This is a genomic window from Herbihabitans rhizosphaerae, assembly GCF_004216555.1.
GTDB classification, from domain to species: Bacteria; Actinomycetota; Actinomycetes; order Mycobacteriales; family Pseudonocardiaceae; genus Herbihabitans; species Herbihabitans rhizosphaerae.
The window spans coordinates 37,652-62,454 of record NZ_SGWQ01000009.1 but is presented as its reverse complement, the minus strand read 5'-3'; the positions used below and the strand labels follow the sequence as shown (position 1 = coordinate 62,454).

Sequence of the window (24,803 nt, the reverse complement as noted above, 5' to 3'; positions counted from 1 at the left end):
CAGCATGCTGGACGTGCCCCGTCTCGGCTCCGGAATCCCGCTCGTCGCCCGCGCGAAGGAGATGCGTGGCCTGCGAGCCGCCTACGACAAGGCGGCCGCGGGCTCCTTCGGCGTGATGCTGCTCGCCGGGGACGCCGGGGTCGGCAAGACCCGCCTGGTCGACGAGCTGTCCGCGCACGCCGGCGGCCAGCAGGCGCTGGTGCTGACCGGGCGCTGCGTCGACGTCGGCGAGACCGGGTTGCCCTACCTCGCCTTCGCCGAGGTGTTCACCAAGGTGCGCGCGCTCGGCGACGACGTGCCGGCATCGCTGGCCACACCGGCGCTGGCCATGCTGCTGCCCGGACGGACGCTGCCGGTCGTGCCGGACCAGGGGCGGCTGGCGCCCGGCCTGCCCACCGCGGTCGGCGGCCACCGCCCCGAACAGGACGTCGGGCAGCTGCAGCTGTTCGACGCGGTGCACGCCGTGCTCACCGAGCTGTCCGAGCGCACCCCGGTCGTGCTGGTCGTCGAGGACCTGCACTGGGCCGACGAGTCGACGCGCCGGCTGCTGTCCTTCCTGATCGCCCGGATGCGCGACCAGCGCCTGCTGCTCGCCGCCACCTACCGCACCGACGACCTGCACCGCCGCCACCCGCTGCGGCCGCTGCTCGCCGAGCTGGTGCGGGTACCCGCCGTGGAGCGGCTGGAGCTGTCGCCGTTCCGCGCCACCGACGCGCGCTCGTTCGTCGCCGCCCTCGCCGAGGGCAGGCTGGACGACGAGGCCGTGCGCGACATCGCCCGCCGCTCGGACGGCAACGCGTTCTTCGCCGAGGAGCTGCTCGCCGCGTACAGCGACGACGCCTGCGGCCTGCCGACCACGCTGGTCGACGTGCTGCTGTCCCGGGTGGAACAGCTCGGCGACGCGGCGCAGCGGGTGGTGCGCGCCGCCGCGGTCGCCGGCCGCACGGTGGTGCACCGCAGGCTGCGCGACGCGGCCGGGCTCGCCGAGCAGGAGCTGGAGGAGGCGCTGCGCGAGGCGGTCCAGCACCACGTACTCGTGGCCGGCTCCGACACCGAGGACGTCTACTCCTTCCGGCACGCGCTGCTCCGCGAAGCGGTGTACGGCGATCTGCTGCCCGGTGAGCGGGTGCGGCTGCACGCGTCCTACGCGGCGTGTCTCGCCGACCCGGAGTGCGCCGCCGTCCGCGGGACCGCCGCCGCGCTGGCGTACCACAGCATGGAGAGTCACGCGCTGCCGCAGGCGCTCGACGCGTCGGTGCGGGCGGCCGAGGAAGCCAAGAAGCTGGGCGCGCCCGCCGAGGCGCTGCGGCACGTCGAGCTGGCGCTGAAACTGTGGGACGCCGTGCCGGAGTCCGACCGGCCGGACGGCGTCGACGAGCTGCACCTGGTCCGCAAGGCGTCCTGGTTCGCCGGCACGTCGGGGGAGCCCGAGCGCGCGCTGGCGTTCGCCCGGTCCGCCGTGCGGCTGGTCGACGAGCGCGAGGATCCGGAGCTGCGGGCCGACGTGCGGCGCCGCCTTGTGCAGGCGCAGTTCTCCGTGGACGGCAACGTCAGCGAGGCCGCCGAGGTGATCGACGAGGCGTGGTGGCTGCTGGCCGATCGCGCGGCCAGCCCGGTGCGGGCGTGGGTGCTCGGCGTCCAGGCGAGAGTGCTGCGCTCGCAGGATCGCGTCGAGGAGGCGCGGCACAGCGCGGAGCTGGCCATCGCCGACGCGCGGGAGGTCAGCGCCGGCGGTGCGGAGGCCGACGCGTTGAGCACGCTCGCGTTGCTGGCCGAGACGGCCGGCCGGCTCGACGAGTCGCGCGATCTGCTGCGCGCGTCGATCAAGCGTGCCGCCGAGGTGCAGGCGTTGAACGTGGAGGCACGTGCCCGGTTCTATCTCGGGGTGTCGCTGTACGAGAACGGGCGGGTCGGCGAGGCGGTCGAGGAGATCGACAAGGGGGCCGCGCGCACCAAGGAAACCGGCATCACGTGGAGCGACTACGGGCTCGAGCTGCGCGTGATGCGGGTGGTGCTGCGTTACGTCGTCGGCGAGTGGGACGGCGCGGAGGCGGCCGCGGAGCCGCCGGCACGCCGGGTGTCCAACACGGTGTCGGCCAGGCTGGCCGCGGTCGCCGGGCACGTGACGGTCGGGCGGGGCCGGTTCGCCGAGGCGGAGCGGCTGGTCACCGATCTGCGCGAGCACTGGCACCGCGATCTGCAGATCGCGCTGGTCACCTGCGTGGTGGGGGCGGAGCTGGCGTGCTGGAAGGGCAAGCCGGAGCGGGCCGTCGAGCAGGTCGGCGAGGCGATGGACTGGGTGCGCCGCGGTGGCGGGCAGTGGCTGCTGGCCGGCCTGCGGGTGGCCGCGCTGGGCATCGCCGCGCACGCCGAGGTGGCCCAGCGGGCGCGCACCCGGCGCGACGACACGGCCGTGGACGTGGCCCGGTCGCAGAGCCTCGCGCTGATCGAGGACGCCAGGAAGGTGGCCGCCGGCGTGCAGCCGAGGACGGGCACGCTCGGCCCGGAGGGGCGCGCGTGGCTGGCCAGGGCCGAGGCGGAGTGGACGAGGCTGTCGGGTGACAGTGACCCGGAGGCGTGGCGTGCCGCCGTGGACGGGTTCGACTACGGCGCGGTGTACGAGCAGGCGCTGTGCCGCTGGCGGCTGGCCGAGGCGTTGCTCTCGCACGACCGGCGTGCCGAGGCGGTGGACGAGCTGCGTGCCGTGTGCGAGGTGGCCGACCGGCTGGGCGCGCGACCGCTGCAGGACGCCGTGCGGCGAGTGGCCCGCCGCGCGCGGATCAGCCTGTCCGACGGCGCGACCCGGCGGGACACGGTGGACCTGCTCACGCCGAGGGAGCACTCGGTACTCAAGCTCGTCGCCACCGGCCGCACCAACCGCCAGGTCGGCGAGGAGCTGTACATCAGCGAGAAGACGGTGAGCGTGCACCTGTCGCGGATCATGGCCAAGCTGGGCGCCACCCGACGCGCCGAGGCCGCCGCGATCGCCGCCGACAGGGGCCTGCTCGACTAGTACTACAGGGCTACAACCGGGTCGAGCCCGCTGAACCCGTTAGCGCGGCTAAAAGGTTCAGCGGGCTCGACCCGTAGCGGGGCTCACGACACGCCGGAAAGGCCCTGTAGTACTAGCGGTCAGTGCACGTCGACCTGCATGATCGCGGTGCCGTCGCCGATGTGCGGGAAAGCCAGTACCCAGCGGCCTTCGCCCATGCCGCTGCCTGATCGCGTGTCGTGGAGCGTCACCGTCGTGGCCGTCGGCGCGGTGGACATCGACGATGGGGACGTCGATGTCGGGGCCGCCACCCCGGGAGTCGAGGAGCGTCTGCTCGGGACCCCTTCGCCTATGCGCGCGGTCGCTGCTGTATCCCTTGTGCCGCAAGGGTTTCTGTCGAGGGTGACGGGGGATCGATGTGCAGCGCGATGCGGCGCATGCCGTCTTCGCGGCGCTCCGAGTGGGCCAGTCCGGTCGCGGCGACCGCGCTGGCGAAGGCGTCCTCGGACGGCAGGCACCAGGCGATCATCTCGGTGTACCCGCCGGCCGCCGCCACCACGGCCAGCCGTCGCAGCATCGCCGTGCCGAGCCCGCGCCGCTGCCAGCCGTCCTCGACCAGCGCGGACACCTCGGCGCGGGACGGGGTGCCGGTGCGGATCAGCTGCGCCATCCCCACCACGTCGGTGCCGCACAGCGCGAGCAGGGTGCGCCCGCGCGGCGGGCTGAGCAGCCGGTACAGCCACCGCCTCGGCATCGTGCGCAGGCCACCGTGGTACCGGCTGAACAACGTGCTGGCCGAGCATCGGGCGTGCAGATCGGCGACCGCGTCCGCGTCGGCCGGCGTGCCGGGCCGCAGCACCAGGCCGGCGCCGTCGGAGGTGATCACGGGGTGCGGCGCGTCCGCGGCGACCGCGTTCGCCACCAGCAGCTCGCCGAACGCGGCCAGCCTGGCCCGCTCCACCTCGGTGAACGGCGCCCAGCCGCGCCGGGCGGTGAGTGTCACCTCGCCGACGGTCAGCGAGGCCAGGTGCGTCGGGTCGCCCGATGCCGGGGGGCCGACGGTGACCGAGTCGGCGCCGAGCAGCGTGCGCACCGACCGCGCCACCGTGCCGCCGTCGCGCAGCGCGTCGGCGCCGGCCCGCAGCGCGGACGTCGTCCGGTCGACCAGCTTGTGCACGTCGGCCGCGGTGATCCCGACACAGCGGCCACCCTCGGCGCGCACCTCCGACACCAGATCGGCCGGCGTGACCTCGGGCGCGAGGTGCACCACGATCTCGTCCACCACCCCGCCGGGCACGGGCAGTACGGACAGCCCGAGCACGTTGCAGTCACGGGCGGCGAGCCGGGTGGCGACTCGGGCCAACGCACCGGGGCGGTCGTCCAGCTCGATGCGCATACGCCAGATGCGCGGGGACGGCATGGCTCTATCCATGCCGTCCACCGTGCCCGCGCACTGTTGCCGAACCGCGAACCACGTGTTTCAGTCTCGTGGCGGTGTCGCGTCGGGTTCCTGCTGTTCCGGTGCCGGCGCTGGCTCCGGTTTCGGCTCCGTGGGCGGATCCTCTTGCGCGACAACAGGTTGCGCGACAACTGGCTGTGTGGGATCGGATTGCGTGATCGGCACACCCATGGGCGGCGTCGGCGTGTCGGGCATCTGTGTCCACTGTGGACCGCCGACCGGCAGCGCCCTCGGCCCGAACACGATGCCGACGACCGCCACCACCAGCGCGCCGAACAGCAGGTAGCTGCCGAGCCCGAGCGACGCGTTCACCGTCTCGCCCGGCGACACGTCCTCGGCGGCGATGTCGACCAGCGCCTCGATCGAGGCGACGGTCACCGTCAGCACGGTCGCCACCAGAATGCCGAAGCCGACCGTGCCGATCAGCCGTCCGCTGCGCGCCGGCTGCCGGGAGCTGACCGCGTACGCCGAGAGCACCGCGAGCGCGGCGGCCACCACGAGCAGCACGGCGGCCACGATCGCGGCGACACCGAACTGGGCGATCTCGTTGGTGCGGTCGCCGCGCGAACTCGTCTGGGTCACCGACCACAGGCTGCGGGAGAACCCGCTGGTCGAACCGCGGCGCTCCGAGGAGAAGCTGAACAGCGCGCCGAAGCTGCCGCCGATCACGAGCCCGGCGGCGGCCAGCAGCAGCAGTCCGGACAGCACCGACGAGCCGACCGAGCCGGGTTTGGTCTCGGTGGCCGGCGCCGTCCTGCCGGTCAGCGCGAGCACGAGCGCGGCGAGTGTCGCGACGCCGGCGATGATCAGCAGCCACAGCCCGAGCCCGGTGCTGGCCTCGTACCGCTGACTGGAGCTCGACCCGCTCTCCATGGCCTCGTTGGTCTGGCTGTGCTGGAAGGTCACCAGCAACATGACCAGCAGCGCCATGCCGACGGTCGCACCGGTGGCGATCCCGGTGAGCAGCCGAGCGATGCCGGGGCCTCGGCCGGTCCGCGCGATCAGCAGCAGCACCGCGCAGATCACGAGCAGCGCGGCGGCGGCCAGCGCGACCAGGCCGAGCATCGTGGTGTCGTGTGTCGTGCCGTTCGGGCGTTCGGGAATGCGGACGGTGTCCGTGCCCCACATGCCCAGCGTGCGGCTGGTGCCGGTCTCCCGGCCGCCGCTCGTGCGGAGCGTGTCGACGGTGACCAGGTCGGTGAATGTCGTCCACACCACCAGGCCGGCGGCCAACACCAGCAGGCCCGCCGCGATGATCCCGTTGCGCCAGCCGGTCCGTCCCGGCGATTCGATCATCGGGCAATCCTTGTCGCGGCCGGGCGCGGCGTCCAGGAAATCACCGCGTGTTCTCCTGTGGTGCAACGGAATCGTGTTGTGCGGTGCGTGCCGAGCGCGCACCCCAGACCGCGCCGAGTACGGCGATCGCCGTCGCGATCAGCAGCGCGTAGGTGCCGAAGCCGATCGACACGTCGGACTCGCGACCGTGCGACCGGTCCTGCTCCTCGATTTTGAGCGCGTCGATCGCCATCACCGCGACCCCGGTCACCAGACCGCCGAGCGCACCGGCCCCGATCGCACCGGTGAGCCGCCCGAACAGGCCGGCGAGACGGCGTTCCGGTGAGTTGCCGGCGGCGGCGATCAACACGCCGCCGATCACCAGCACGGCCGCGGCCACCGTCACCGGGATGCCCCAGCGGACGATGTCGCCCGCCGGGCGAATGTTGCCGGACACGCCCTGCGACCACAGGCTCTGCCAGATCTCGACGTCGCCGCCGGAGCGGCGGGCCGTGCGGTCGTACATCGGCAGGAAGCTGCCGATCACGGCGAGCACGGCCGCGCCGATCATGGCGAACGCGCCGGACGCCGGCTCGGCCCACGGGTGCGTGCCCGGCTCGGCGGCCTTGGTCGACACGGTCACCGCGATCGCCGTGGCGACCGCGAGCACGCTGGCGATGATCAGCAGCCACATGCCGAGCCCGGCGTCCACCTCGCGCCCCGAATTCTGCCGGTCGGACGCCTCGGAGATCTGGAACAGCACGATCATGCCGACGAACGCGGTGGCACCGGCGGTCCAGCCGGCGGCGATCCCGGCCAGCGCGCGGGCACCGGCGGCGTTTCGGCCCGGCCGGCGAGCGAGCAGCGTGACGGCCGCCGCGGCGACCAGCAACACGGCGGCGGCCACGGCGCTCAGTCCGACGATGACGCCCTCGTCGCTGTCCGTGGACCCCCACATGTTGAGGGTCATCTCACCGCCGGAGCGGTCGGTTTCGACGAGCAGATTGGCGAAGGAGCCCCAGATCACGAGGCCCGCGGTGATCAAGAACAGCGGTGGTGCGGCCAGCGCCGGCCACCGCGACGTGGATTCGCTCACCCCCGAGATAGTGGCACCGGGGCCCGGGACCGGTCCCGGCGGGCTGTCTCGGTCACGAAACGTTTTCTCGTGCGAACGTCATTTTTCGGGCGGAACTCCCTCATCTATGTATGTGTTGGCCGGCTCGTGCGAGGGCCGGGCCGGTCAACACATACCACCGCCGGTCAGGCCAGGTAGATCGTCTTGACGATCCGCTTCCACTCGTTCAGCAGTGTGGCGTGCCGGCGCGGGTCGCCGCCGATCATGGCGTCCAGCGCGAGCCCGCGGATCAGGTTGATCGTCATCCAGTACACCGTGTCGACGCTGCCCGGCTTCATCACGCCGTCGGTGATCTCCCGGTAGCCGGCGAGGGTCGACCGCCCGAGCATCCGGTCCATCGGCTCCATCGCGGCGCGCAACTCGTCGTCGGTGCGCGCGGCCACCCACAGTTCGAGCGCGGCGGTGAACAGCGTGCCGGAGAGCTTCTCCCACAGCTCGTCGACGGTCTTGTTGACCTTGGTGGCGGCGCTGCCCCGCACCTCGCCGGACTGCTCGGTCAGCTTGACCACGAGGTGCTCGACCGCCTGTGCCATCAGCTCCGCCTTGGACGCGAAGTGGTGTTGCTGCGCGCCGCGGGACACGCCGGCGCGGCGGCAGATCTCGTTGATCGAGGTGCCGGCGTAGCCCAGCTCCACGAGGCAGTCGACCGTGGCGTCCAGCAACAGCTCGCGGGTGGCGTCGCTGCGCTCCCGCTGGGTTCGGTGGGTGCGGGCAGGTATCTGCGTCACGGTGTTCCTCCCGCGCTTTACGTGCCGGACGGTCGACATGTACCTTCACGGTAGAACTTACATTCCGTGCGGAATGTTTTGCCACCCCCGCTGGAGGTTCCCGTGCCCGGCACTCACCGTTCCTCGTGGATGAACGACGACCTCGACGCGTTGCGCGAGATGACGCGGACGTTCTGCGAGAAGGAGCTCACCCCGCACCAGGAGCGGTGGGCCGAGCAGAAGGAGGTCGACCGCGAGCTGTGGAACAAGGCCGGCGAGGTCGGCCTGCTGTGCATGAGCATCCCCGAGGAGTACGGCGGTGGCGGCGGCACCTTCGCGCACGAGGCCGTGCTGCTTGAGGAGCAGACCTACGCCGGCGACTCGGCGTGGGGCGTGAGCGTGCACTCCGGCATCGTGGCGCACTACATCGCCGGGTACGGCACCGAGGAGCAGAAGAAGCGCTGGCTGCCCAAGATGGCCTCCGGCGAGCTGGTCGGCGCGATCGCCATGACCGAGCCCGGCACCGGGTCGGACCTGCAGAACATCAGGACGCGGGCGATCAGGGATGGCAGTGGAGACGACGCGGAGTACGTGGTGAACGGCGCGAAGACGTTCATCACCAACGGCGCCCAGGCCGACATCGTGATCGTCGCGGCCAAGACCAACCCCGAGGAGGCGGCGCAGGGCGTGTCGCTGGTCGTGGTGGAGACCGAACGCGAGGGCTTCCGGCGCGGCCGGGTGCTGGACAAGATCGGCCTCAAGGGCCAGGACACCGCCGAGATGTTCTTCGACGACGTGCGGATTCCGGCGGACAACCTGCTCGGCGGCCAGGAGGGGCAGGGCTTCGTCCAGCTCATGCAGCAGCTCCCGCAGGAGCGGTTGATCATCGCGGTGACCGCGGTCGCGGCGATGGAGGCGGCGGTGAAGATCACCCTGGCGTACACCAAGGACCGCACCGCGTTCGGCCGGGAGATCTTCAAGTTCCAGAACACGAAGTTCAAGCTCGCCGAGTCGGCCACCGAGGCGACGGTGTGCCGCGCGTTCCTCGACCAGTGCATCGAGCAGCACGTGCGTGGCGAGCTGGACGTGCCGACCGCCGCGATGGCGAAGTGGTGGACCACCGACCGGCTGTCCCGGGTGGCCGACGAGTGCCTGCAGCTGTTCGGCGGCTACGGCTACATGACCGAGTACCCGATCTCGCAGGTGTGGACGGCCGCGCGGGTGCAGCGGATCTTCGGCGGCACCAACGAGATCATGAAGGAAATCATCTCCCGCACGCTCTGATTCCCTTACGCCGCAACGATTTCGAGAGGAACTCATGCCTCAGGGACCACTCGCCGGGATGAAGGTCGTGGAGCTGGCCGGCCTCGCGCCCGCGCCCTACGCCTGCACCGTCCTCGCCGATCTCGGCGCGGACGTGATCAGGGTCGACCGGGCCAAGCCGGGCGCGGACGTGCTCACCTTCCCGAACGATCCGCTGACCCGTGGCCGCCGCTGGATCGGCGTGGACACCAAGTCCGATCGCGGCCGCGAACTGGTGCTCCAGCTCGTCGAACGGGCCGACGTGCTGATCGAGGGGTACCGGCCCGGCGTGGCCGAGCGGCTGGGCATCGGGCCGGCGGATTGCTTGGCGCGCAACGAGAAGCTCGTCTACGGGCGGATCACCGGCTGGGGTCAGGACGGGCCGCTGGCGCAGGCCGCCGGGCACGACATCAACTACATCGGCCTGGCCGGCGCGCTGGAGCCGATCGGCCGGGCGGGGGAGAAGCCGGTCCTCCCGCTGAACCTGATCGGCGACTTCGGCGGCGGCGGTCTGCTGCTCGCCATGGGCGTGCTGGCGGCGCTGTTCGAGCGGCAGAACTCGGGCAAGGGGCAGGTCGTGGACGCGTCCATGGTGGACGGTGCGGCGGCGCTGACCACGAGCCTGCACGGGCTGGTCAACCTCGGCGTCTGGTCGAACCCGCGCGGCGAGAACCTGCTGGACGGCGGCGCACCGTTCTACGACACCTACGAGACGGCCGACGGCAAGTACGTGGCGCTGGGCGCGATCGAGGCGCGGTTCTGGGCCGACGCGATGACCGTGCTCGGGCTGGACGGCCCGGCGCCGGGGCAGCACATGGATCCGTCGCTGTGGCCGGACATGCGCGAGAAGATCAGCGCGGCGATCAAGGGCAAGACCCGCGACGAGTGGGAGAAGCTGGCCGAGGGCACCGACGCGTGCCTCACGCCGGTGCTGACGCCGTCCGAGGCGCCCGGCCACCCGCACAACGTCGCGCGCCGCACGTTCGTGGAGGTCGGCGGTGATCCGCAGCCGGCGCCCGCGCCGAAGTTCAGCCGCACGCCGACGGGCGTGCCGGACGCGCCGCACGAGGCCCGCGCGGACACCGCCGAGGTGCTCGCCGAACTGGGCGTCGCCGACGAGGAGATCGACACGCTGCGTGCCGATGGTCTGATCGCGTGACCCGCGGGGCGGCGTGCCTGCGCGCTCTGTAGTCAAAGCGGGTTTACAGTAAACACGTTCGAGACCCTGCGTCACCTGGCGCACTCGGGGTAGACGTGGTACTGCCAACTGCGTGAACAGGGGTGTCGCCGGGCGTTGTTTCGGGCACGATGACAACGGAAGCTCGAACGACAGCCACGGCCTTGCCCCCCGAACTGGGCCGGACAACAGCCGGACGGAGTGAGTGCAGGTGAACGCGAAGAAAGCCATCGTCTTAGTGGTCGTGGCGCTGCTGCTGTTCTATCTGATCACGCAGCCGACACAGTCCGCCAACGCGGTGCAGTCGGTGCTCGGGTGGCTCCAGGACGGAGCCGAAGCGATCATCACCTTCATCAAACAGCTCTTCGCGTAACGAAATCGGGGTTTCGCGCGTTCATCAGACGTCTTCACTGAACGTGACGACGTCACACGGTTGATCAATCCAGGTTGGACCGTCCGGGTGGAATGTGGCCTACAAAGCCCAGGTCGTGGAATCGATCAGACATTGGGTCTGGCGGGTTGTCGGTGTCCACCCTTACGGTCTTCGCATCGAGTGATCATCAGCCCGCAGGGAGGCAGGATGCTCGACGATCCCGGTGTCGACGCTCTGGTCAAGCAGTGGACCGAGGAGCGTTCGCAGGACGCCGAGACGGCGGAAATCAACCGCATCGCGTCGGAGTGGCTCGCGGAGACCCCAGTCTCCGCCGGCATCCCCGGACAGCGAGCGGCAGGCGGTGCGAAGAGTTTCGTGTCGGTCGACTCGGCCGACCCGGTATTCGTGGCCGCCATGCGGGAGCGACTACCCGAAGTGCCTCATGAGTTGCTCGCGTCGGCCGCCGCCTGGTGGCAGATGTGCGGCGGGCTCGCCGAGGCGAAGGAATGGTGGGACGCGGGCATCAGCCCTCTCGACCAGCGTGCGCTGGACTGGAGGGCAGCCGGGCTGACGCCGTCCGACTTGAGTCGTCACCTTGGGCCGATGACCGTGCTGCAGCACCTGCGTCGCGGCAGCGCCGCCGCGTGGTGTGTGGCGCGCTTGAACCGGCAGCGCCGCGACGGGGTTGCCTGAACCACGTACTCCCGCGCGTAACCTGGCGGCTCGTGTTCTCGTTTGCAGATCGAGAACGCTGCGAGAACCGGGCACCAGGGCGGGAGCCACGTGGGGAATATCGAGACCGAAGTCGACGCACCACCGCCCCCGCGGGCTGACCGCCGGCGGGGGCTGGGTGCGCTCGGACGGCTCGCGCTCGTGCTCGTGGTGCTGGCCGCCGCGGGTGGTGGCGTGTGGCTGCTGTCCGACGCCGCCTCGCCCGAGGCCGGCCCGGTGGCTCTCGAGATTCCCGCGGCACAGGTGAAGGCGGCACCGGTCGAGCCGGGCACAGTCGTGCCGGCCGGCGTCGGCGGCGAGTTGCCGCCGCAGGTGGCCAACGAGCAGGTCGTGGCACAGCCCCGGCCGCAGCCGCAGGGCACGGGCAACGGGCGTGACCCACTGTCCGGGTGGGCGGCGCGCACGGCCGCGGTGACGGGTATTCCGGCGCGGGCGCTGTGGTCCTACGGCAACGCCGAGCTGGCGATGCGTGCGGCACAGTCGTCCTGCCGGATCTCCTGGGCGACGCTCGCCGGTATCGGGCGCATCGAGTCGAACCACGGGCAGTACGGCGGCGCGTCGCTGGGTGCGGACGGCCGGCCGAGCAAGCCGGTGATCGGCGTGCCGCTGGACGGGTCGGCCGGCGTGAAGGCGATCGGCGACACCGACGGCGGCATGTTCGACGGCGATCCGACGGTGGACCGCGCGGTCGGGCCGATGCAGTTCATCCCGTCCACGTGGCGCCGCTGGGCGTCGGACGGCAACGGCGACGGGCGCGGCGACCCGCACCAGCTCGACGACGCGGCGGTGGCCGCCGCGCGCTACCTGTGCGCGAACGGCCGCGACATGGGCGGCGCCAAGGGCTGGTGGGACGGCGTCTTCTCGTACAACAACTCCGTGCCCTACGGCCAGAAGGTCTTCGGCCTGGCCGACGGCTACGCCCGAGCCGCCCAATCCGCCGCCCGCTGACCTCGCGAGTCCCGCGCCCTGCACCCGCGAGTCCCGCGCTGTGCACCGGCGAGTCCCGCGCTGTGCACCGGCGAGTCCCGCGCTGTGCACCGGCGAGTGCCGCGCTCAGGCACCGCGAGTTCCACGCTGCCGACGAAGCCGCGTCAGTGGCAGTGGCTCTGTCGGCCGAGGGTGTCCGCGGGGGTCGCGCCGGGGCGGGTCCACTGCGCCACGGGGCGACTTGTTGGGCCCCAGTCGGAGTTCTCGTCCACGTTCGTGCGCCACGACCCGCTCGCGTCGCGCCCCTCGGGCCACCCCTCAGGATTGTCCTCCCACCGCTCACCCCGGCCGTACGGCGTCATGTCGAGCAAACCCATGGACCCGTTGACCCGCTCGTTGCCGCGCCCCGTCGTGGAGTACGTGAGAAACACGCGATCACCTTCACGCAGGAAGCACGCGAGGTACCCCATGTCGCCGCCGACCGGCTCGTCCACGTCGCGCACCGAGTACCACGGCTGCGTGTAACCCATGAACTCGATGAAGGACGCCACCTCGTCCCACCGGCCCGGCGTCAAGACGGCGAACGAGACGCCGCGCGCATTGAGGTAGACGGCGTCCCGCAGGTGCCAGACCGTGGTGGTGCAGCCCTCGCACTGCCCCTGGTGCGGCGCGCCGTCGTACCACATGTGCTTGTAGACCACGAGCTCGTCGCGACCCTGGAACAGGTCCAGGAACGGGACCGGACCGTCGTGCCCGATGACCTCGACCGTCCCGTCGAACTCCACCATCGGCAGCCGACGACGGGCCGCCGCGATGGCGTCGCCCTCGCGAGTGTGCGCCTTCTCGCGGACCAACAACTCCTCGCGCGCCGCCTCCCAGTTGGCCAGGTCGACGACGGGCGGGCGGCCGGTCGGGTCACTCGTCATGGGTGTCCTCCGTTGTGTGTCGGGCGTTCCACAACAACTGACTCGTGTCGCGGCCGAAACTCATCATGGCAGGAGCATCCGATGCTCATAGACTTGCCGGTGGTCAGATGGGACAGGGGAACCATGGAGGACACGCCGACAGCGAGCAAGGGGCGCGGGGTGCTCGACCGTCGTCGCCGGAACACGGCGGACCGGCTCAGGGCACCGTGCCGCCGTCGTTCTACTCGCGGCGGGAGTGGGCCAAGCTCGTCACCCTCGCGCGGGACAACGGAGTCGCCGTCCACGACGACGAAAGCTTCGGCCCGGCCTGCTGTGTCACCGCCCCGGTCCGCACGCCGTCCGGACGTCCAGCGCGCCGCCGGCATGGTCAGCGCGAACCTCGCGAAGGCTAGCTTCCGTCCATAGTGGACAGATCGAAGTTCTCCGAAATCCAGTCCGCGAGTAGGTCGGAACACTTGGGGCACCACGACAATCCGTGGTCGTCGGTGCGCGCCGGCAGAAGGCGTCCGCACAACGCGCGGACGCACGGGCCCAATTCGGCGTCGGCGACCAGCGTCGTGCCCTCGACGATCATGTGGCTCCTCTGGTTCGCGTCGGACCAGGACCATGCGGTCGGAAGCGTCATGCCACATGAGTGTCCACATCGGATTGAAGGCGTGTCGGTGACGCACTCGCAATTGCGTTTCTGTCAGTCGCACCTGGCAAGCTGTGATTGAACGCATGCGGGAGGTAATCATGGGGACCACGCCGAGTCCGACGTTCCGGCGACGACGGCTCGCCAAGAAGCTCAAGGCAATCCGAAAGAGCACCGGCATGACGCTGGCTGAGGCGGCGCTGGCGCTGTACAAGCAGCCCAGTGCGCTCAGCCGCATCGAGAAGGGCAGGGCCAAGGCGGACGTACACCTGGTCCGATCGATGATGGATCTCTACGACGTCCGGGACGACGAGCTGATCGAACTGGCGCTGCAGGCCGCGAAGCCGGGCTGGTGGGTGCGCTACGGAATCCGAGATCGCGGCTACATCGGCCTGGAGACCGAGGCGACCGAGGTGCTCAGCTCGCAACTCGTCTACATCCCGGGGCTGTTGCAGACCGAGGCGTACATGCGTGCGTTGTTCGCGTCAGGCAAGGTCAAGCGCACGAAGAAGCAGCTCGACAACGACGTCGCGGCTCGGCTGTATCGGCAGCGGCGAATCACCGACGAGGATTCCGCCCTGCGATTGCACGCGATCATCGACGAATCCGCGCTGCGCAAACTGGTCGGCGGTCGAAAGATCATGCGGGATCAGCTCGACCACGTGGTGATGATGGCCGAGGTGGACAACGTGACGGTGCAGGTCCTCCCGGATGCGTTGGGCGCCCACGATGGGATGGACGGCGCCTTCACGATTCTGCGGTTCGCGGAAGAGCAGGACTCGGACTTCATGTACGTCGAGTACACGACCGGGTCCATCCACGTCGAGAAAGACGACGAGGTCGCGGAGGGTAAACTGGTGTTCGACGGCCTGTGCGAGCAGGCGCTGAGCCCCAAGGACTCGGTGGCACTGATTGAGCGGGTCGCCGCGCAGCTGTAAATCGTTGGGAGAGAGGCGATCCCGAGTGTCCACTGTGGACTTCACCGATGCGGCGTGGCGGAAGAGCACCCGCAGCGGCAACGGCACGAACGGCGACTGCGTCGAGGTCGCGCTCTCCACCGACGCCGTGGGGGTGCGTGACTCCAAGAACAGCACCGCCAACCCGCTGGCGTTCAGCCGCGAGGCGTGGCGCACGTTCCTCACGCGCCCCTGAATCCGGCCGTTCACCTGGGTGTTAGCGTCGAACATGTGCGAGGCGGTTCGGTGAAACGGCAGCGGGTGGCCATGGCCATCGGGTGCGTGCTCGCCTTCGCCGTGTGCGCCGGGCTCGCGGTCTGGCAGTGGAACCGCTTCGAATCGGCGAGCGGCACCTGGCAGAACCTCGGCTATGTGCTCCAGTGGCCGCTGTTCGGCCTGTTCCCGGCATTCATGGTGTGGCGCATGCGCAAGCTGCGCGCCCAGCAGGCCGAGCAGGACGCGGCGCCGAAGCCTCAGGCAAAACCCGAGCCGGTCGCGCCCGTGGTGCCGAGACAGGCGCCCGCCGAGCCCGACGACGAGCTGGCCGAGTACAACCGGTACCTCAAATCCCTGAACGATCAGGAGACGCGATGAGCGCCCCACGTCCGTCCGAGACCGACGCCAGCGAGGCGAGTCCGTTGAGCGACGCGGCCACTCCCGGCATAACCGGTGCGCTGGCCCGATGGCGAGTCCTGGCGTACATCGTCGGTGTCGGCCTGCTCGCGCTGGTCGCCGCGATGATCGCCAAGTACTCCGCCGACGAGGGTCAGTACATGCGGGTCATCGGCCCGGTGCACGGCTTCCTGTACGCGGTCTACCTCGTGCTGGCGATCGACCTGGCGCTCAAGGCGCGGTGGTCGATGAAGGGCACCGTGCTCGTGCTGCTGGCCGGCGTGGTGCCGTTCGTGTCGTTCTACGCCGAGCGCCAGGTCACGCGGAAGGTGCGCGCCGGCGAGAAGCTGTAGTGGCGCGCACGCTCACCCTTCGTGAGCTGAACCGTGCCACGCTTGACCGCCAGTTGCTGTCGAGGCGCCACGATGTCTCAGCCGTCGAGGCGATCGGGCGGATCGCCGGCCTGCAGGCGCAGGAGCCGTGGCCGCCGTATCTGTCGCTGTGGGCTAGGTTGTCGGAGTTCGACCGGGACGAGTTGACTCGCGCTCTCGAGGAGCGGACGGTCGTGCGCTCCTCGTTGTTGCGCGGCACTCAGCACATGGTGACCGCCGAGGACTACCTGGTCTGGCGGCCCCTCGTGCAGCCGGTGTTCGACCGCGTCTGGCGCGGCGGGTTTCGGCGGATGATGGACGGCGTCGAGCCCACCGAGATCACCGAGGCGGCACGGGCGTTGCTGGCCGAGCGTCCGATGACGCGGCCGGAGTTGCGGCGGGCGCTCGTGCAGCGGTGGCCGGACGTCGATCCGGCGGCTCTCACCGCGACGGTCCAGCTCACCCTTCCGCTGGTGCACCCGCCGCCGAACGGCACGTGGGGGAGCAGCGGCGCGACGCCGTTCGCGCTGGCCGAGTCGTGGCTGGGGCGCGTGCCCGCCGAGGCGAGCGTCGCCGAGTTGATCACGCGCTATCTTGCGGCCTTCGGTCCGGCGTCCACAAAGGACATCCAGGCGTGGTGCGGCCTGACGCGGCTGCGCGAGGTGGTCGAGCGGCTGGACCTGGTGACCTACCGCGACGAAGACGGCCGGGTGTTGTACGACCTGCCGGACGCCGAACTGCCCGAGGACACGGCATTGCCGGTCCGATTTCTGCCGTCGTTCGACAACGTGCTGCTCGCGCACGACGACCGCCGCCGGATGATGGCCGACCACATCCGCAAGCGGGTGATCATCGGCGGTGGTGTCGAGTCCACGGTGCTCGTGGACGGCACGGTCGCCGCCATGTGGCTGCTGTCCACACAGGACGGTCGTGCCGTGCTCACGATCGAGCCGCTGGTGAACGTCGACCAGGACGCTCTCACCGAGGAAGCGTTGCGGCTACTGGACTTCTGCGCACCTGAGCACGAGCACGACGTGCGGTTCGTCCACAGTGGACAGATGCCGGCGATGAAGCCGCTCCGCCCGGACATCGGCTAGCGCTCGTCGGCGAACTCCAGGCCGGGATACCAGTGCCGGCCGTGCGCCACGATCTCCTCGGGTGACGCCGTCAAGTAGACCAGGCGGCAGGCGCCCTGCGGCGGATCGCCGAACACGAGGTAGTCCCACGGCACCCCGCGCATCGGGCTCGCCGCGGCCCACGGGATCAGCCGCGGCGGTGTCCACCACAGCGCCGACTCGTAGATCCACATGCCGTCGGCGTCGAGCACGAGTTCGCGTCGGCGCAGCGCGGCGTTGCCGGGCCTACTGGCGGCGACCACGGCGACCGCCGCCGGCAGTCCGATCACGACCAGCACTCCGGCACACGTGATCAGGAACGACCCGATGCCGTTGACCTCGTTGAAAACCTGGCCGATCCACCACGGCACGGTCAGCACGGCGAGCAAGATCACGTAGGTGCTCGCGACCAGCAACGCGCCGCTGATAACCCCGCCGATCCGCAGGCGTTGGCGTACCACGAACGCGTCCGGCCGCACGGGATCAGCTCAGCACGGCACGGGCGGGACCGGTCCTCGGTGTCCTGACGCTAGAGCCCGGCGAGCAGATCCGTCTCGGTGATCCCCGGGCCCTGGCCCTCGCGGATGAACCACTCGGTGCCGAAGCTGTAGGCGAACGCGTCGTCCGGCATGGCGAGGAAGAACGACTCCTCGCTGATCTGGCTCGCGTGCGCGCGCATGGCGGTGCGCTTGTGCTTCAAGAAGGCGGTGACGTCCACGGCCGCGGTGATGATCGACTCCGGCTTGCCGAAGTTCTCCCGCTCGCGAATGTCCGGCATCTCGAAGTTCGGGTCGCGCTCGGCGTGCGCCTCCATGCCGCGAATCATGTGGTCGCGGTTCATCGTGCTCTGGTAGACGCGCGGCGTGCCGGCGATCTCGGCGGCGCGCACACCGACCCGGTGCACCTGAATGTGATCGGGGTGGCCGTAGCCGCCGTTGTCGTCGTACACGGTGAGCACCTCGGCCTGCTCCTCGCGCAGGATCGCGGCCAGCTTCTGGGCCGCCTCCTCGACATCGGCCGTCCAGAACGAGCCGGCGGCGTCGTTGGTCGGCTCGCCCATCATCCCGGAGTCGTGGTAGCCGAGGAATTCCACGCGCTTGGCGCCGAGGATCTCCGCCGCCTCGTGCGTCTCGGCGACCCGGCGCTCCCACAACTCTTCGCCGTCGTCGAGGAATCCGTCGTCGACCTCGCCGACCTCGCCTCGGGTGGCGACGACGAGCACGACGCGGTGGCCCTCCTCGAAGGCCTTGCGCATGACTCCGCCACAGGCGATGCACTCGTCGTCGGGGTGGGCGTGGAACGTGACCAGGGTTGCCATGATTACGAAGTTACCGGCTTTCACCGACAACATGGGTCGCCAGCGGAGGAAAGCCGTTGAACGACACGGAGGCGTAGCTCGCCGTGTACGCGCCGGCCGACAGAATGTCCAGGTGATCGCCGGTGCGCAGGGCGAGCGGCAGGCGGTACGGAGTTCGCTGATAGAGAACGTCGTCACCGTCACAGGTGGGGCCGGCGATGATCACCGGGCCGTCCGCGGTGCCGTCGTGCGCGGTGGACAACCGGTAGGCGATCATCTCCGCCTCGGTCTCGGCGAGCCCCTGATAGCGGCCGATGTCCAGGTACACCCAGCGGTGACTGTCCACATCGGACTTCCGGGAGACGAGTACGACCTCGGAGCGGATCAGGCCGGCGTCGGCCACGATCGCGCGGCCCGGCTCGACGTACAGCTCGGGCGGCGTGCGGCCGAAATGGCGGCGCACGGAGGAGCCGATCACCTCGCCGTAGCGGGCCAGCGGTGGCACGTCGTCGCGGTAGCGGGTGGGGAAGCCGCCGCCGAGGTTGACCGACTTGATCTCCACACCGTGCCGTGCCAGTTCGGCGGAAACCGTTGCGGCACTGGCGATCCCGGCTTCCCAGGCGGCCGGGTCGACGTGTTGCGATCCGACGTGGAACGCCACGCCCTCGACGTCCAGCCCGGCGTCGGCGGCCCGGCGCAGCAGCCGCACGGCGAGGTCGGGGGAGCAGCCGAACTTGCGTCCGAACGGCGTCTGCGCGCCAGGGACGTCGACCAGAATCCGGCACCAGACACCCGATCGTGGCGCGCGTTCCGCGAGGGTGTCACAGTCGCTCTCGGAGTCGAAGGTGAACCTTCGCACGCCTGATTCATACGCCCGGGTGATGTCCGCCGGCTTCTTGATCGTGTTCCCGTACGACAGCGTGTCCGGCCGCACGCCGGCGTCCAATGCCAGGTCGATCTCACCCGGGCTGGCCACGTCGAACCCGGCACCCTCGGCGGCCAGCACCCGCACCACTTCGGGCGCCGGATTCGCCTTCACCGCGTACAACACGCGTGCCGGCGCCAACGCGTCACGAACCCTTCGGTACCCGTCCGCCACCGCGTCCAGGTCGATCACCAGGCACGGCGTGGCCGGCTGCTTCTCCTCCAGGAACGCGCGAATCCGCTCGGTGCTCACCGCCGCAGGCTAACCTGGCGTCGACCGGAGGTTCGGCATGCTGGTGTGGTTGATTCGGCACGCGGAGAGCGTGGCCAACGCGGGCGCGGCGACCGACGATCCGTCGGGAATCCCTGTCACCGAGCGGGGCGAGGCGCAGGCCGACCATCTCGCGAACGCGATTCCCCGGCCGCCCGCGCTGATCGTGACCTCTCCCTACGTCCGGACGAAACTGACCGCGCGCCCCACGCTGGCGCGTTTCCCGGACGTCACGCACCAGGAATGGCCGGTCGAGGAGTTCACCTACCTGCAGAGCCTGCACGGCCAGTCGACCACCGTCGCCCAACGCCGGCCGATGGTGGAGGAGTACTGGCAGCGGGCCGATCCGTCTCATGTGGACGGTCCTGGTGCGGAATCGTTCGCTGGCCTGCTCCGCCGAGCCGATGCCTTTCTTCACCGGCTTCGGCAGTGCGCGAGTGGACCGGTCGCGGTGTTCACCCATGGCATGTTCATCCGGGCGGTTTTGTGGGCGCTGATGACCGGAACGGCCTCGCCGACCGCCGGGGAGATGCGGCTGTTCCGGTCATTCGTCGTCACGTACGAGCTGCCCAACACGGCGATCGTCCACCTGCGGTTGGACGCCGGCGGCAAGGGCACGTTTCGGTGCGGCGAGGTCGCGCACCTGCCCACCGACCTGATCACCGGCGCCTAGTTCGCACTGATTCGGAACGAGTAGGTTTCGCCGGCCTTCCAGGTGTCGGACCAGACCACGACCTGGTAGCGCTTGCCGGTTTCGAGTCGGCCCATCGGGATGCCGTAGCAGACGCCGTACGGGGTGTAGGCGCGCACGGCGGGCTTGTCCTCGACCAGCACCACGGTCAGCTTGCAGCCGGTGCCGTTCTCCAGCTCCAGTTGGCTGTCCGTGGTCGCGGTGAACGCGTACCGGTCGAGCCGTCCGGGCACGTCGATCGTGCCCTTGATCGTGTCGCCCACGCTGACCTGGTGAGTGCGCTCCTTCGCGGCGACCACGCGGAAGCCGTACCCGCCGGCCTTTCCGTTGTCCCGGTGCACTTTCAGCGTGTACGTCGTATTCGGCAGCACCCGGTACTGCCAGTTGCTGGTGATCGTGAACCCGGGTGAATCGTCCGGCACCGCGGGCCCGAGCAGATCGATACGAACGTATTCGTCCGCCAGGTTCGCGAGACGGATCACCGTGGCCGGGCCCGTCTCGATCTTGTACTCGTGTGCCTCGTCTGCCGAGTGCAGCGCGTCGGCCACCACGTTTCCGTCCCGCAGCACCACGCCGGTGCCGTGCGCGATCGGCTTGTCGGGTGACGGTGTGTCGACCGGCTTGACCACCGCCTGCTCGTCGGCCGCCGTCGCGGCGAAGTCGGCGTGCCCGGTCAGCGCCACGTCGACAACACAGTTGTCCAAGAACGGCTGTTCCGTAACGTTCATCGAGCGGCAGATCGACTCGGCGGCGGCGCGCGCTGGCAGTGACTCGGCCTTGATCTCACGGGCGGGGAAGTCCTCGATCGTGAAGGTGCGCGTGTCCTGATTCGGCTCGTACTCGAACAGCGATTCGGCCGGTGTGACCCGCCAGCTCTTCGCGAACTCCTTGTAGAGCTGGTCGTAGCTCGGCTTCTCCGGGAGCGGCTGCCCGTTGCGCGGCCGCAGATCGTTCTCCGGCTTGCCGTCGAAGTCACCGAGCAGACCCTGGACGGCGCCCTTGCGCGCCGGGGCGAGTTCGGTGTCCATACGCAGGCCCCAGCCGCCGATCGCTCCGGTCCACACCCGCGAGCCGTCCGGCCAGGTCATCAAATAGGCATCGCGGCCGTCACCGGTGACATGTGCGATACGGCCGCCACGGGGGAGCGGCTGCACGCCGTTCACCGTCGCCGGTTTGCCATTGACATGCAATCGCGGCTGATCGCCGTCCTGGTAAATGCCGATCCGGTCACCGGCGACATTCATGGCGACCGCGCGATTCAGGCTCACGTCGGACGAGCCGGGATATGGCATCTGCCGCACCTGGATCTCCAGATCACCGTTCGCCGACTTCGCTGCGACGAATTCACCGGCGGCCTGCATGTCGTAATGGTGTCGGTCGAATGTGGTCAGATGCGGGTCACCGTTGCTGCCGCCGCAGTTCGCCGTGTCCGCGCACGCCGTGTCGGTGTTCGGGTCCTCGTCGGAATGATTGGGCTTGGGCTTCGTCGGTGGCTTCGGCTTGGACGGCTGGCACTTGTCCGGGACGGCGGAGAACGGCGTGGTGCCATAGCCCTGGCGTTCAGGAAGGCCGCGGTAGCGCCGGTACGCGTTCTCCGCGTTGGTCGCGTCCAGCTCGGACAGCGGGACCTCTTTTCCGTCCTTCGCGGTACAGCTGCCGGCACGGCTCTGGCCACGTGCGTTCTGGTAGGCGTGGAACAGCTCGTGGTACAGCTCGGAGCAGTCCTGTGGCGCGACGCCGCCGAGATACGGTGCCGATTCGTACGGGTTCCACGCGACTCCGGAGTTGGTGCCCTTTCCGTTCTGCGCGTCGGCGGCCGATTCTCCGACGGTTTCCGAGCGTTGTCCGTCGTATTTCCAGATATCGATCTGCTGTGGCAGGGACTCCAGCCACGGAATGATCCCCGAGGGATCGCCGCTGCCGTCCTCCGCCTTGAAGCTGCGAATACATCCCTGCACCTGGCCGGTGAACATCGGATCCTTGACCGACCCCGGGAACGGTTCAGGATGAATCACGATCCTCGCGTCGGCCGGCGCCGGGCTCACCACCATCAGCACCATTTGGCCGGCGACCATGGCGGTCGCGATCACCGCGATCAGCGCGGCCTTGTTTCGTGACTTCCGGCGCGACAGCCACACGATGAGCACGATCAACAGCAGCAGGACCGCGGCGCCGATGATCACCGCAAGGAGCGGGAACGATGTGGTGGTGTCACCGCGTGCCGCACCGACGGTGAACGACACAGTCGCGGGCACGCTCACGCCGCGACATACATCCGGTGCGGCGAGCGAGGGCGGATACAGGTATGCGGCGCTGACCGCGTACTTCCCGTGCTGTGCCATCGGCCAGCGCGCCGCGATGTTCTCACCGGTCGGTGACAACGACACGGACTGCAGGGTCGCGTCGTTCGACGGACGTACGGCCAGCGCCTGTGTGCCCTTGGGCGCCACCGTCCGCAGCGCGCCGGTCAGTTGGGAGGTGAGGCTGTCGGTATACGCGACATATCCCAAGGATGGTTGGACCGGCTTGCCGTCCACGCTCATCGCGGTGATCGACAGGACGCCGTCCGCCAGCGAGCTGATCTTGCACGGCGCCGGACCGTTGTTGGTCACCGTGAAGTTCAGCGCCAACGGTTCACCGTCTTGATAGGTGTCCTTGGACGCTGTGCCACTCAGGCCTGGCGCGGTCGACTGAGCTTGTGTCTGAGCTTGGGCGGCCGCCGGCCACCCGAGCGTGATGATCAACCCGATCGTGGCCGCGGCGATCCGCCCCGCGATTCGATTCCCCCGCATCCCCGTCTCCATCCGTCCGCCGGGCACACGGCTCCGGCTGGCGATCCACACGTCGTGAGTGAATCGCCAACCGGTGCGGGAGCGCTACGTTTCGTTCCGCTAGGCGGAACCTTTCGCGCCGATGCCGGTGAGCGCGCGGACCTCCATCTCGACGTGCTTGTCGCTGTCGGTGGGCTCCTTGCTCAGGATCGTGCCGAGGAACCCGCAGATGAACGAGATCGGGATCGACACCAGACCGGGGTTGGTCAGCGGGAACCAGGCGAAGTCGACGCCCTTGAAGATCGAGGTCGACGCGCCGGACACGACGGGGGAGAAGAACACCAGCACGACCGACGAGATCAGTCCGCTGTACATGCCCCAGAGCGTGCCCGAGGTGTTGAACCGCTTCCAGAACAGCGAGTACAGCAGCGTCGACAGGTTGGCCGAGGCCGCCACCGCGAACGCCAGCGCCACCAGGAAGGCCACGTTCTGCCCGTTGGCCATGATGCCGCCGACGATCGACAGCACGCCGACCGCCACGGCGGTGAGCCGGGCGACCCGCACCTCGGCGCGTGGGTCGGCCTTGCCGCGCCGGAAGATGTTGGCGTACACGTCGTGCGCGAACGAGGCCGACGCGGTGAGGGTGAGGCCGGCGACCACGGCGAGAATCGTCGCGAACGCGACCGCCGCGACGATGCCGAGCAACACCGTGCCGCCGACTTCGAAGGCGAGCAGCGGGGCGGCGGCGTTCTCCTTACCGGTGGACGCCTGAATGACGTCCGAACCGACCAGTGCCGCCGCGCCGTAGCCGATGATCAGGGTGGACAAGTAGAACACCGTCATCGCGCCGATAGCCCACACGACCGAACGACGCGCCTCGCGCGAATTGGGCACCGTGTAGAACCGCATCAACACGTGCGGCAGGCCGGCCGCGCCGAGCACCAGGGCGAGTGACAGCGAAACGAAGTCCAGCTTGCTCAGCTCGTTCTTGCCGTATTGCGCGCCCGGCTCGAGGATGCCATTCCCCTTCGGGTTGTTGCTCGCGGCCTCGTCCAGCAGCGCGGAAATGCTGAAACCGAACTTGCCGAGCAGGAACACGGTGATCAGCGCGACGCACAGCAGCAGCATCGTGGCTTTGATGATCTGCACCCATGTGGTGCCTTTCATGCCGCCGACCAGCACGTAGAAGACCATGATCAGGCCGACGGCCACGATCACGACCGCCTGGCCGGTCTTGCCGTGCACGTTCAGCAGCAGCGCGACGAGCGTTCCGGCGCCGGCCATCTGGGCGAGCATGTAGAAGAACGAGATAACCAGAGTGGAAGTTGCCGACGCGGCGCGCACCGGCCGCTGGCGCATCCGGAAGGCCAGCACGTCGCCCATGGTGAACCGGCCGATGTTGCGCACCCGTTCGGCCATGAGCAGCAGGTTGACCAGCCACGCGACCAGGAATCCGATCGAGTAGAGGAAGCCGTCGTAGCCGTAGACCGCGACGGCGCCGGCGATGCCGAGGAACGACGCGGCGGACAGGTAGTCGCCCGACAGCGCGATGCCGTTCTGCGGTCCGCTGAACCGGCCGCCGGCGGCGTAGTAGTCGGCGGTGGAGCTGCCTCGGCTGCTCACCCGGTACACCACGTACAGGGTGATCACGACGAAGGCGCCGAACACCACCGTGTTGAGTGCGGCGTTCCCGGTCGAGGGCGCCGCTGCGAAGTCCATGCTCATTTGTCGGCTACTCCAGCCGTTTTCCGGATTGCCTCGACCCGTGGGTCGAGGTGCTTCCTGGCGAAACGCAGATAAAGGACAGTGATGACGATCGTGCTCACGAACTGGAGCACGCCGAGCAGCAGGGCGACCGTAATAGAACCGACCACTCGCTGGCTCATGAAGTCGCGCGCATAGGCGGCGAGAAGGACATATGTCAAGTACCACAGGAAGAACAGGAGGCTCATTGGCAGAATGAACCGTCGAGCGGAGCTTCGAAGCTCCTTGAAGTCGTCGCTCGCGTAGATTTTCGCGTAGTCGATCTCGCGGTTCGGCAGCGATTCACGAGGGTGTTCGAAACCGCCGAACGAGGATTCGTACGTCTCGACGCCGAATGAGCGAGCAGCGGTCGTGGACCGTGCCACCTCGGTCATGCTTTCCCTCCGGGAAGG

General features: G+C 69.5%; 26 protein-coding genes. 13 read left to right on the top strand and 13 right to left on the bottom strand.

Annotated features, from left to right (window positions below):
* The first annotated feature begins 4 nt into the window (after positions 1–4).
* Complete coding sequence (locus tag EV193_RS23785) at positions 5–3,013, top strand: helix-turn-helix transcriptional regulator (RefSeq protein WP_130346601.1); 3,009 nt, start codon at positions 5–7, stop codon at positions 3,011–3,013.
* Between the two features lie 119 nt (positions 3,014–3,132).
* Here EV193_RS23785 and EV193_RS33495 read toward each other — a convergent pair whose 3' ends face one another.
* The 5 genes from EV193_RS33495 to EV193_RS23765 all read right to left on the bottom strand — a co-directional run bounded on the left by EV193_RS33495 (position 3,133) and on the right by EV193_RS23765 (position 7,589).
* Positions 3,133–3,270 carry a hypothetical protein gene (locus EV193_RS33495; RefSeq protein WP_165401483.1) on the bottom strand — a complete coding sequence of 46 codons (138 nt, stop codon included), beginning with the start codon at positions 3,268–3,270 and terminating at the stop codon, positions 3,133–3,135.
* Between the two features lie 71 nt (positions 3,271–3,341).
* Positions 3,342–4,424 (bottom strand): GNAT family N-acetyltransferase, encoded by a 1,083-nt coding sequence (locus EV193_RS23780; protein ID WP_130346599.1) that lies wholly within the window; start codon positions 4,422–4,424, stop codon positions 3,342–3,344.
* A gap of 48 nt (positions 4,425–4,472) precedes the next feature.
* Positions 4,473–5,747 carry a hypothetical protein gene (locus EV193_RS23775; protein WP_130346597.1) on the bottom strand — a complete coding sequence of 425 codons (1,275 nt, stop codon included), beginning with the start codon at positions 5,745–5,747 and terminating at the stop codon, positions 4,473–4,475.
* 40 nt (positions 5,748–5,787) lie between these two features.
* Positions 5,788–6,822 carry a hypothetical protein gene (locus EV193_RS23770; RefSeq protein WP_130346595.1) on the bottom strand — a complete coding sequence of 345 codons (1,035 nt, stop codon included), beginning with the start codon at positions 6,820–6,822 and terminating at the stop codon, positions 5,788–5,790.
* A 164-nt stretch (positions 6,823–6,986) separates the two neighbouring features.
* Positions 6,987–7,589 carry a TetR/AcrR family transcriptional regulator gene (locus EV193_RS23765; RefSeq protein ID WP_423202216.1) on the bottom strand — a complete coding sequence of 201 codons (603 nt, stop codon included), beginning with the start codon at positions 7,587–7,589 and terminating at the stop codon, positions 6,987–6,989.
* Between the two features lie 129 nt (positions 7,590–7,718).
* Here EV193_RS23765 and EV193_RS23760 point away from each other — a divergent pair, with 129 nt between their 5' ends.
* The 5 genes from EV193_RS23760 (at position 7,719) to EV193_RS23745 (ending at position 12,100) form a co-directional block, all read left to right on the top strand.
* On the top strand, positions 7,719–8,852 hold the full coding sequence (locus tag EV193_RS23760) for an acyl-CoA dehydrogenase family protein (RefSeq protein WP_130346593.1): 1,134 nt from the start codon (positions 7,719–7,721) through the stop codon (positions 8,850–8,852).
* Positions 8,853–8,886: 34 nt separating this feature from the next.
* The gene (locus tag EV193_RS23755) at positions 8,887–10,029 is read left to right on the top strand and encodes a CaiB/BaiF CoA transferase family protein (RefSeq protein ID WP_130346591.1); all 1,143 of its coding nucleotides are present in this window, start codon (positions 8,887–8,889) and stop codon (positions 10,027–10,029) included.
* Between the two features lie 229 nt (positions 10,030–10,258).
* Entirely contained in the window at positions 10,259–10,420 is a 162-nt protein-coding gene (locus EV193_RS33490; protein WP_165401479.1) for a TcpD family membrane protein, read from the top strand.
* 207 nt (positions 10,421–10,627) lie between these two features.
* Positions 10,628–11,113 carry a helix-turn-helix transcriptional regulator gene (locus EV193_RS23750; protein ID WP_130346589.1) on the top strand — a complete coding sequence of 162 codons (486 nt, stop codon included), beginning with the start codon at positions 10,628–10,630 and terminating at the stop codon, positions 11,111–11,113.
* Between the two features lie 90 nt (positions 11,114–11,203).
* Positions 11,204–12,100 (top strand): lytic transglycosylase domain-containing protein, encoded by an 897-nt coding sequence (locus tag EV193_RS23745; RefSeq protein WP_130346587.1) that lies wholly within the window; start codon positions 11,204–11,206, stop codon positions 12,098–12,100.
* Positions 12,101–12,243: 143 nt separating this feature from the next.
* Here the strand turns inward: EV193_RS23745 and EV193_RS23740 are convergent, their stop codons facing one another.
* A complete protein-coding gene (locus tag EV193_RS23740) occupies positions 12,244–13,005 on the bottom strand; it encodes a DUF899 family protein (protein WP_130346585.1) in 762 nt (253 codons plus the stop codon).
* Between the two features lie 107 nt (positions 13,006–13,112).
* Between EV193_RS23740 and EV193_RS23735 the strand changes: the two genes are divergently transcribed.
* The gene (locus EV193_RS23735) at positions 13,113–13,397 is read left to right on the top strand and encodes a hypothetical protein (RefSeq protein ID WP_130346583.1); all 285 of its coding nucleotides are present in this window, start codon (positions 13,113–13,115) and stop codon (positions 13,395–13,397) included.
* On the opposite strand, the gene EV193_RS23730 is transcribed toward EV193_RS23735, so the two are convergent.
* Positions 13,394–13,630: a DUF3039 domain-containing protein gene (locus EV193_RS23730; RefSeq protein ID WP_130346581.1), complete on the bottom strand. Its 237-nt coding sequence runs from the start codon at positions 13,628–13,630 to the stop codon at positions 13,394–13,396. The genes EV193_RS23735 and EV193_RS23730 overlap by 4 nt on opposite strands.
* Positions 13,631–13,725: 95 nt before the next feature.
* Here EV193_RS23730 and EV193_RS23725 point away from each other — a divergent pair, with 95 nt between their 5' ends.
* The 5 genes from EV193_RS23725 to EV193_RS23705 all read left to right on the top strand — a co-directional run bounded on the left by EV193_RS23725 (position 13,726) and on the right by EV193_RS23705 (position 16,675).
* Positions 13,726–14,577 carry a helix-turn-helix domain-containing protein gene (locus tag EV193_RS23725; RefSeq protein WP_242613618.1) on the top strand — a complete coding sequence of 284 codons (852 nt, stop codon included), beginning with the start codon at positions 13,726–13,728 and terminating at the stop codon, positions 14,575–14,577.
* Between the two features lie 25 nt (positions 14,578–14,602).
* A complete protein-coding gene (locus EV193_RS23720; RefSeq protein ID WP_341273192.1) occupies positions 14,603–14,791 on the top strand; it encodes a DUF397 domain-containing protein in 189 nt (62 codons plus the stop codon).
* 71 nt (positions 14,792–14,862) lie between these two features.
* Positions 14,863–15,189: a hypothetical protein gene (locus EV193_RS23715; RefSeq protein WP_207222790.1), complete on the top strand. Its 327-nt coding sequence runs from the start codon at positions 14,863–14,865 to the stop codon at positions 15,187–15,189.
* Positions 15,186–15,560 carry a DUF3817 domain-containing protein gene (locus EV193_RS23710; protein WP_130346577.1) on the top strand — a complete coding sequence of 125 codons (375 nt, stop codon included), beginning with the start codon at positions 15,186–15,188 and terminating at the stop codon, positions 15,558–15,560. Before EV193_RS23715 ends, EV193_RS23710 begins: the two co-directional genes overlap by 4 nt.
* On the top strand, positions 15,560–16,675 hold the full coding sequence (locus tag EV193_RS23705) for a winged helix DNA-binding domain-containing protein (RefSeq protein WP_130346575.1): 1,116 nt from the start codon (positions 15,560–15,562) through the stop codon (positions 16,673–16,675). The genes EV193_RS23710 and EV193_RS23705 overlap by 1 nt, the downstream gene beginning before the upstream one ends.
* On the opposite strand, the gene EV193_RS23700 is transcribed toward EV193_RS23705, so the two are convergent.
* Genes EV193_RS23700 through EV193_RS23690 form a run of 3 tightly spaced genes read right to left on the bottom strand, consistent with a single transcriptional unit; the run spans position 16,672 to position 19,167 of the window.
* Positions 16,672–17,172, bottom strand: a complete 501-nt coding sequence (locus EV193_RS23700) for a hypothetical protein (RefSeq protein ID WP_130346573.1) — start codon at positions 17,170–17,172, stop codon at positions 16,672–16,674. The two genes, EV193_RS23705 and EV193_RS23700, sit on opposite strands and share 4 nt — an antisense overlap.
* Positions 17,173–17,222: 50 nt before the next feature.
* On the bottom strand, positions 17,223–18,011 hold the full coding sequence (locus tag EV193_RS23695) for a PIG-L family deacetylase (protein ID WP_130346571.1): 789 nt from the start codon (positions 18,009–18,011) through the stop codon (positions 17,223–17,225).
* A gap of 10 nt (positions 18,012–18,021) precedes the next feature.
* The gene (locus EV193_RS23690; RefSeq protein WP_242613617.1) at positions 18,022–19,167 is read right to left on the bottom strand and encodes a type III PLP-dependent enzyme; all 1,146 of its coding nucleotides are present in this window, start codon (positions 19,165–19,167) and stop codon (positions 18,022–18,024) included.
* 37 nt (positions 19,168–19,204) lie between these two features.
* Between EV193_RS23690 and EV193_RS23685 the strand changes: the two genes are divergently transcribed.
* Positions 19,205–19,858, top strand: a complete 654-nt coding sequence (locus EV193_RS23685; protein WP_130346569.1) for a histidine phosphatase family protein — start codon at positions 19,205–19,207, stop codon at positions 19,856–19,858.
* Here EV193_RS23685 and EV193_RS23680 read toward each other — a convergent pair.
* The 3 genes from EV193_RS23680 to EV193_RS23670 form a co-directional block, all read right to left on the bottom strand.
* Positions 19,855–22,668, bottom strand: a complete 2,814-nt coding sequence (locus EV193_RS23680; RefSeq protein WP_165401482.1) for a VWD domain-containing protein — start codon at positions 22,666–22,668, stop codon at positions 19,855–19,857. The genes EV193_RS23685 and EV193_RS23680 overlap by 4 nt on opposite strands.
* 99 nt (positions 22,669–22,767) lie before the next feature.
* Entirely contained in the window at positions 22,768–24,372 is a 1,605-nt protein-coding gene (locus EV193_RS23675) for a solute symporter family protein (protein ID WP_130346565.1), read from the bottom strand.
* Positions 24,369–24,785, bottom strand: a complete 417-nt coding sequence (locus EV193_RS23670) for a DUF485 domain-containing protein (RefSeq protein ID WP_130346564.1) — start codon at positions 24,783–24,785, stop codon at positions 24,369–24,371. The genes EV193_RS23675 and EV193_RS23670 overlap by 4 nt, the downstream gene beginning before the upstream one ends.
* Positions 24,786–24,803 lie beyond the last annotated feature (18 nt).

Coding starts and splice junctions, on each gene's coding strand:
- EV193_RS23785 (WP_130346601.1), top strand. CDS start 5: ATGCTGGACGTGCCCCGTCTCGGCTCCGGAATCCCGCTCGTCGCCCGC.
- EV193_RS33495 (WP_165401483.1), bottom strand. CDS start 3,270: ATGTCCACCGCGCCGACGGCCACGACGGTGACGCTCCACGACACGCGA.
- EV193_RS23780 (WP_130346599.1), bottom strand. CDS start 4,424: ATGGATAGAGCCATGCCGTCCCCGCGCATCTGGCGTATGCGCATCGAG.
- EV193_RS23775 (WP_130346597.1), bottom strand. CDS start 5,747: ATGATCGAATCGCCGGGACGGACCGGCTGGCGCAACGGGATCATCGCG.
- EV193_RS23760 (WP_130346593.1), top strand. CDS start 7,719: ATGAACGACGACCTCGACGCGTTGCGCGAGATGACGCGGACGTTCTGC.
- EV193_RS23755 (WP_130346591.1), top strand. CDS start 8,887: ATGCCTCAGGGACCACTCGCCGGGATGAAGGTCGTGGAGCTGGCCGGC.
- EV193_RS23750 (WP_130346589.1), top strand. CDS start 10,628: ATGCTCGACGATCCCGGTGTCGACGCTCTGGTCAAGCAGTGGACCGAG.
- EV193_RS23740 (WP_130346585.1), bottom strand. CDS start 13,005: ATGACGAGTGACCCGACCGGCCGCCCGCCCGTCGTCGACCTGGCCAAC.
- EV193_RS23735 (WP_130346583.1), top strand. CDS start 13,113: ATGGGACAGGGGAACCATGGAGGACACGCCGACAGCGAGCAAGGGGCG.
- EV193_RS23730 (WP_130346581.1), bottom strand. CDS start 13,630: ATGACGCTTCCGACCGCATGGTCCTGGTCCGACGCGAACCAGAGGAGC.
- EV193_RS23725 (WP_242613618.1), top strand. CDS start 13,726: ATGCGGGAGGTAATCATGGGGACCACGCCGAGTCCGACGTTCCGGCGA.
- EV193_RS23715 (WP_207222790.1), top strand. CDS start 14,863: ATGGCCATCGGGTGCGTGCTCGCCTTCGCCGTGTGCGCCGGGCTCGCG.
- EV193_RS23710 (WP_130346577.1), top strand. CDS start 15,186: ATGAGCGCCCCACGTCCGTCCGAGACCGACGCCAGCGAGGCGAGTCCG.
- EV193_RS23695 (WP_130346571.1), bottom strand. CDS start 18,011: ATGGCAACCCTGGTCACGTTCCACGCCCACCCCGACGACGAGTGCATC.
- EV193_RS23685 (WP_130346569.1), top strand. CDS start 19,205: ATGCTGGTGTGGTTGATTCGGCACGCGGAGAGCGTGGCCAACGCGGGC.
- EV193_RS23680 (WP_165401482.1), bottom strand. CDS start 22,668: ATGCGGGGGAATCGAATCGCGGGGCGGATCGCCGCGGCCACGATCGGG.
- EV193_RS23675 (WP_130346565.1), bottom strand. CDS start 24,372: ATGAGCATGGACTTCGCAGCGGCGCCCTCGACCGGGAACGCCGCACTC.
- EV193_RS23670 (WP_130346564.1), bottom strand. CDS start 24,785: ATGACCGAGGTGGCACGGTCCACGACCGCTGCTCGCTCATTCGGCGTC.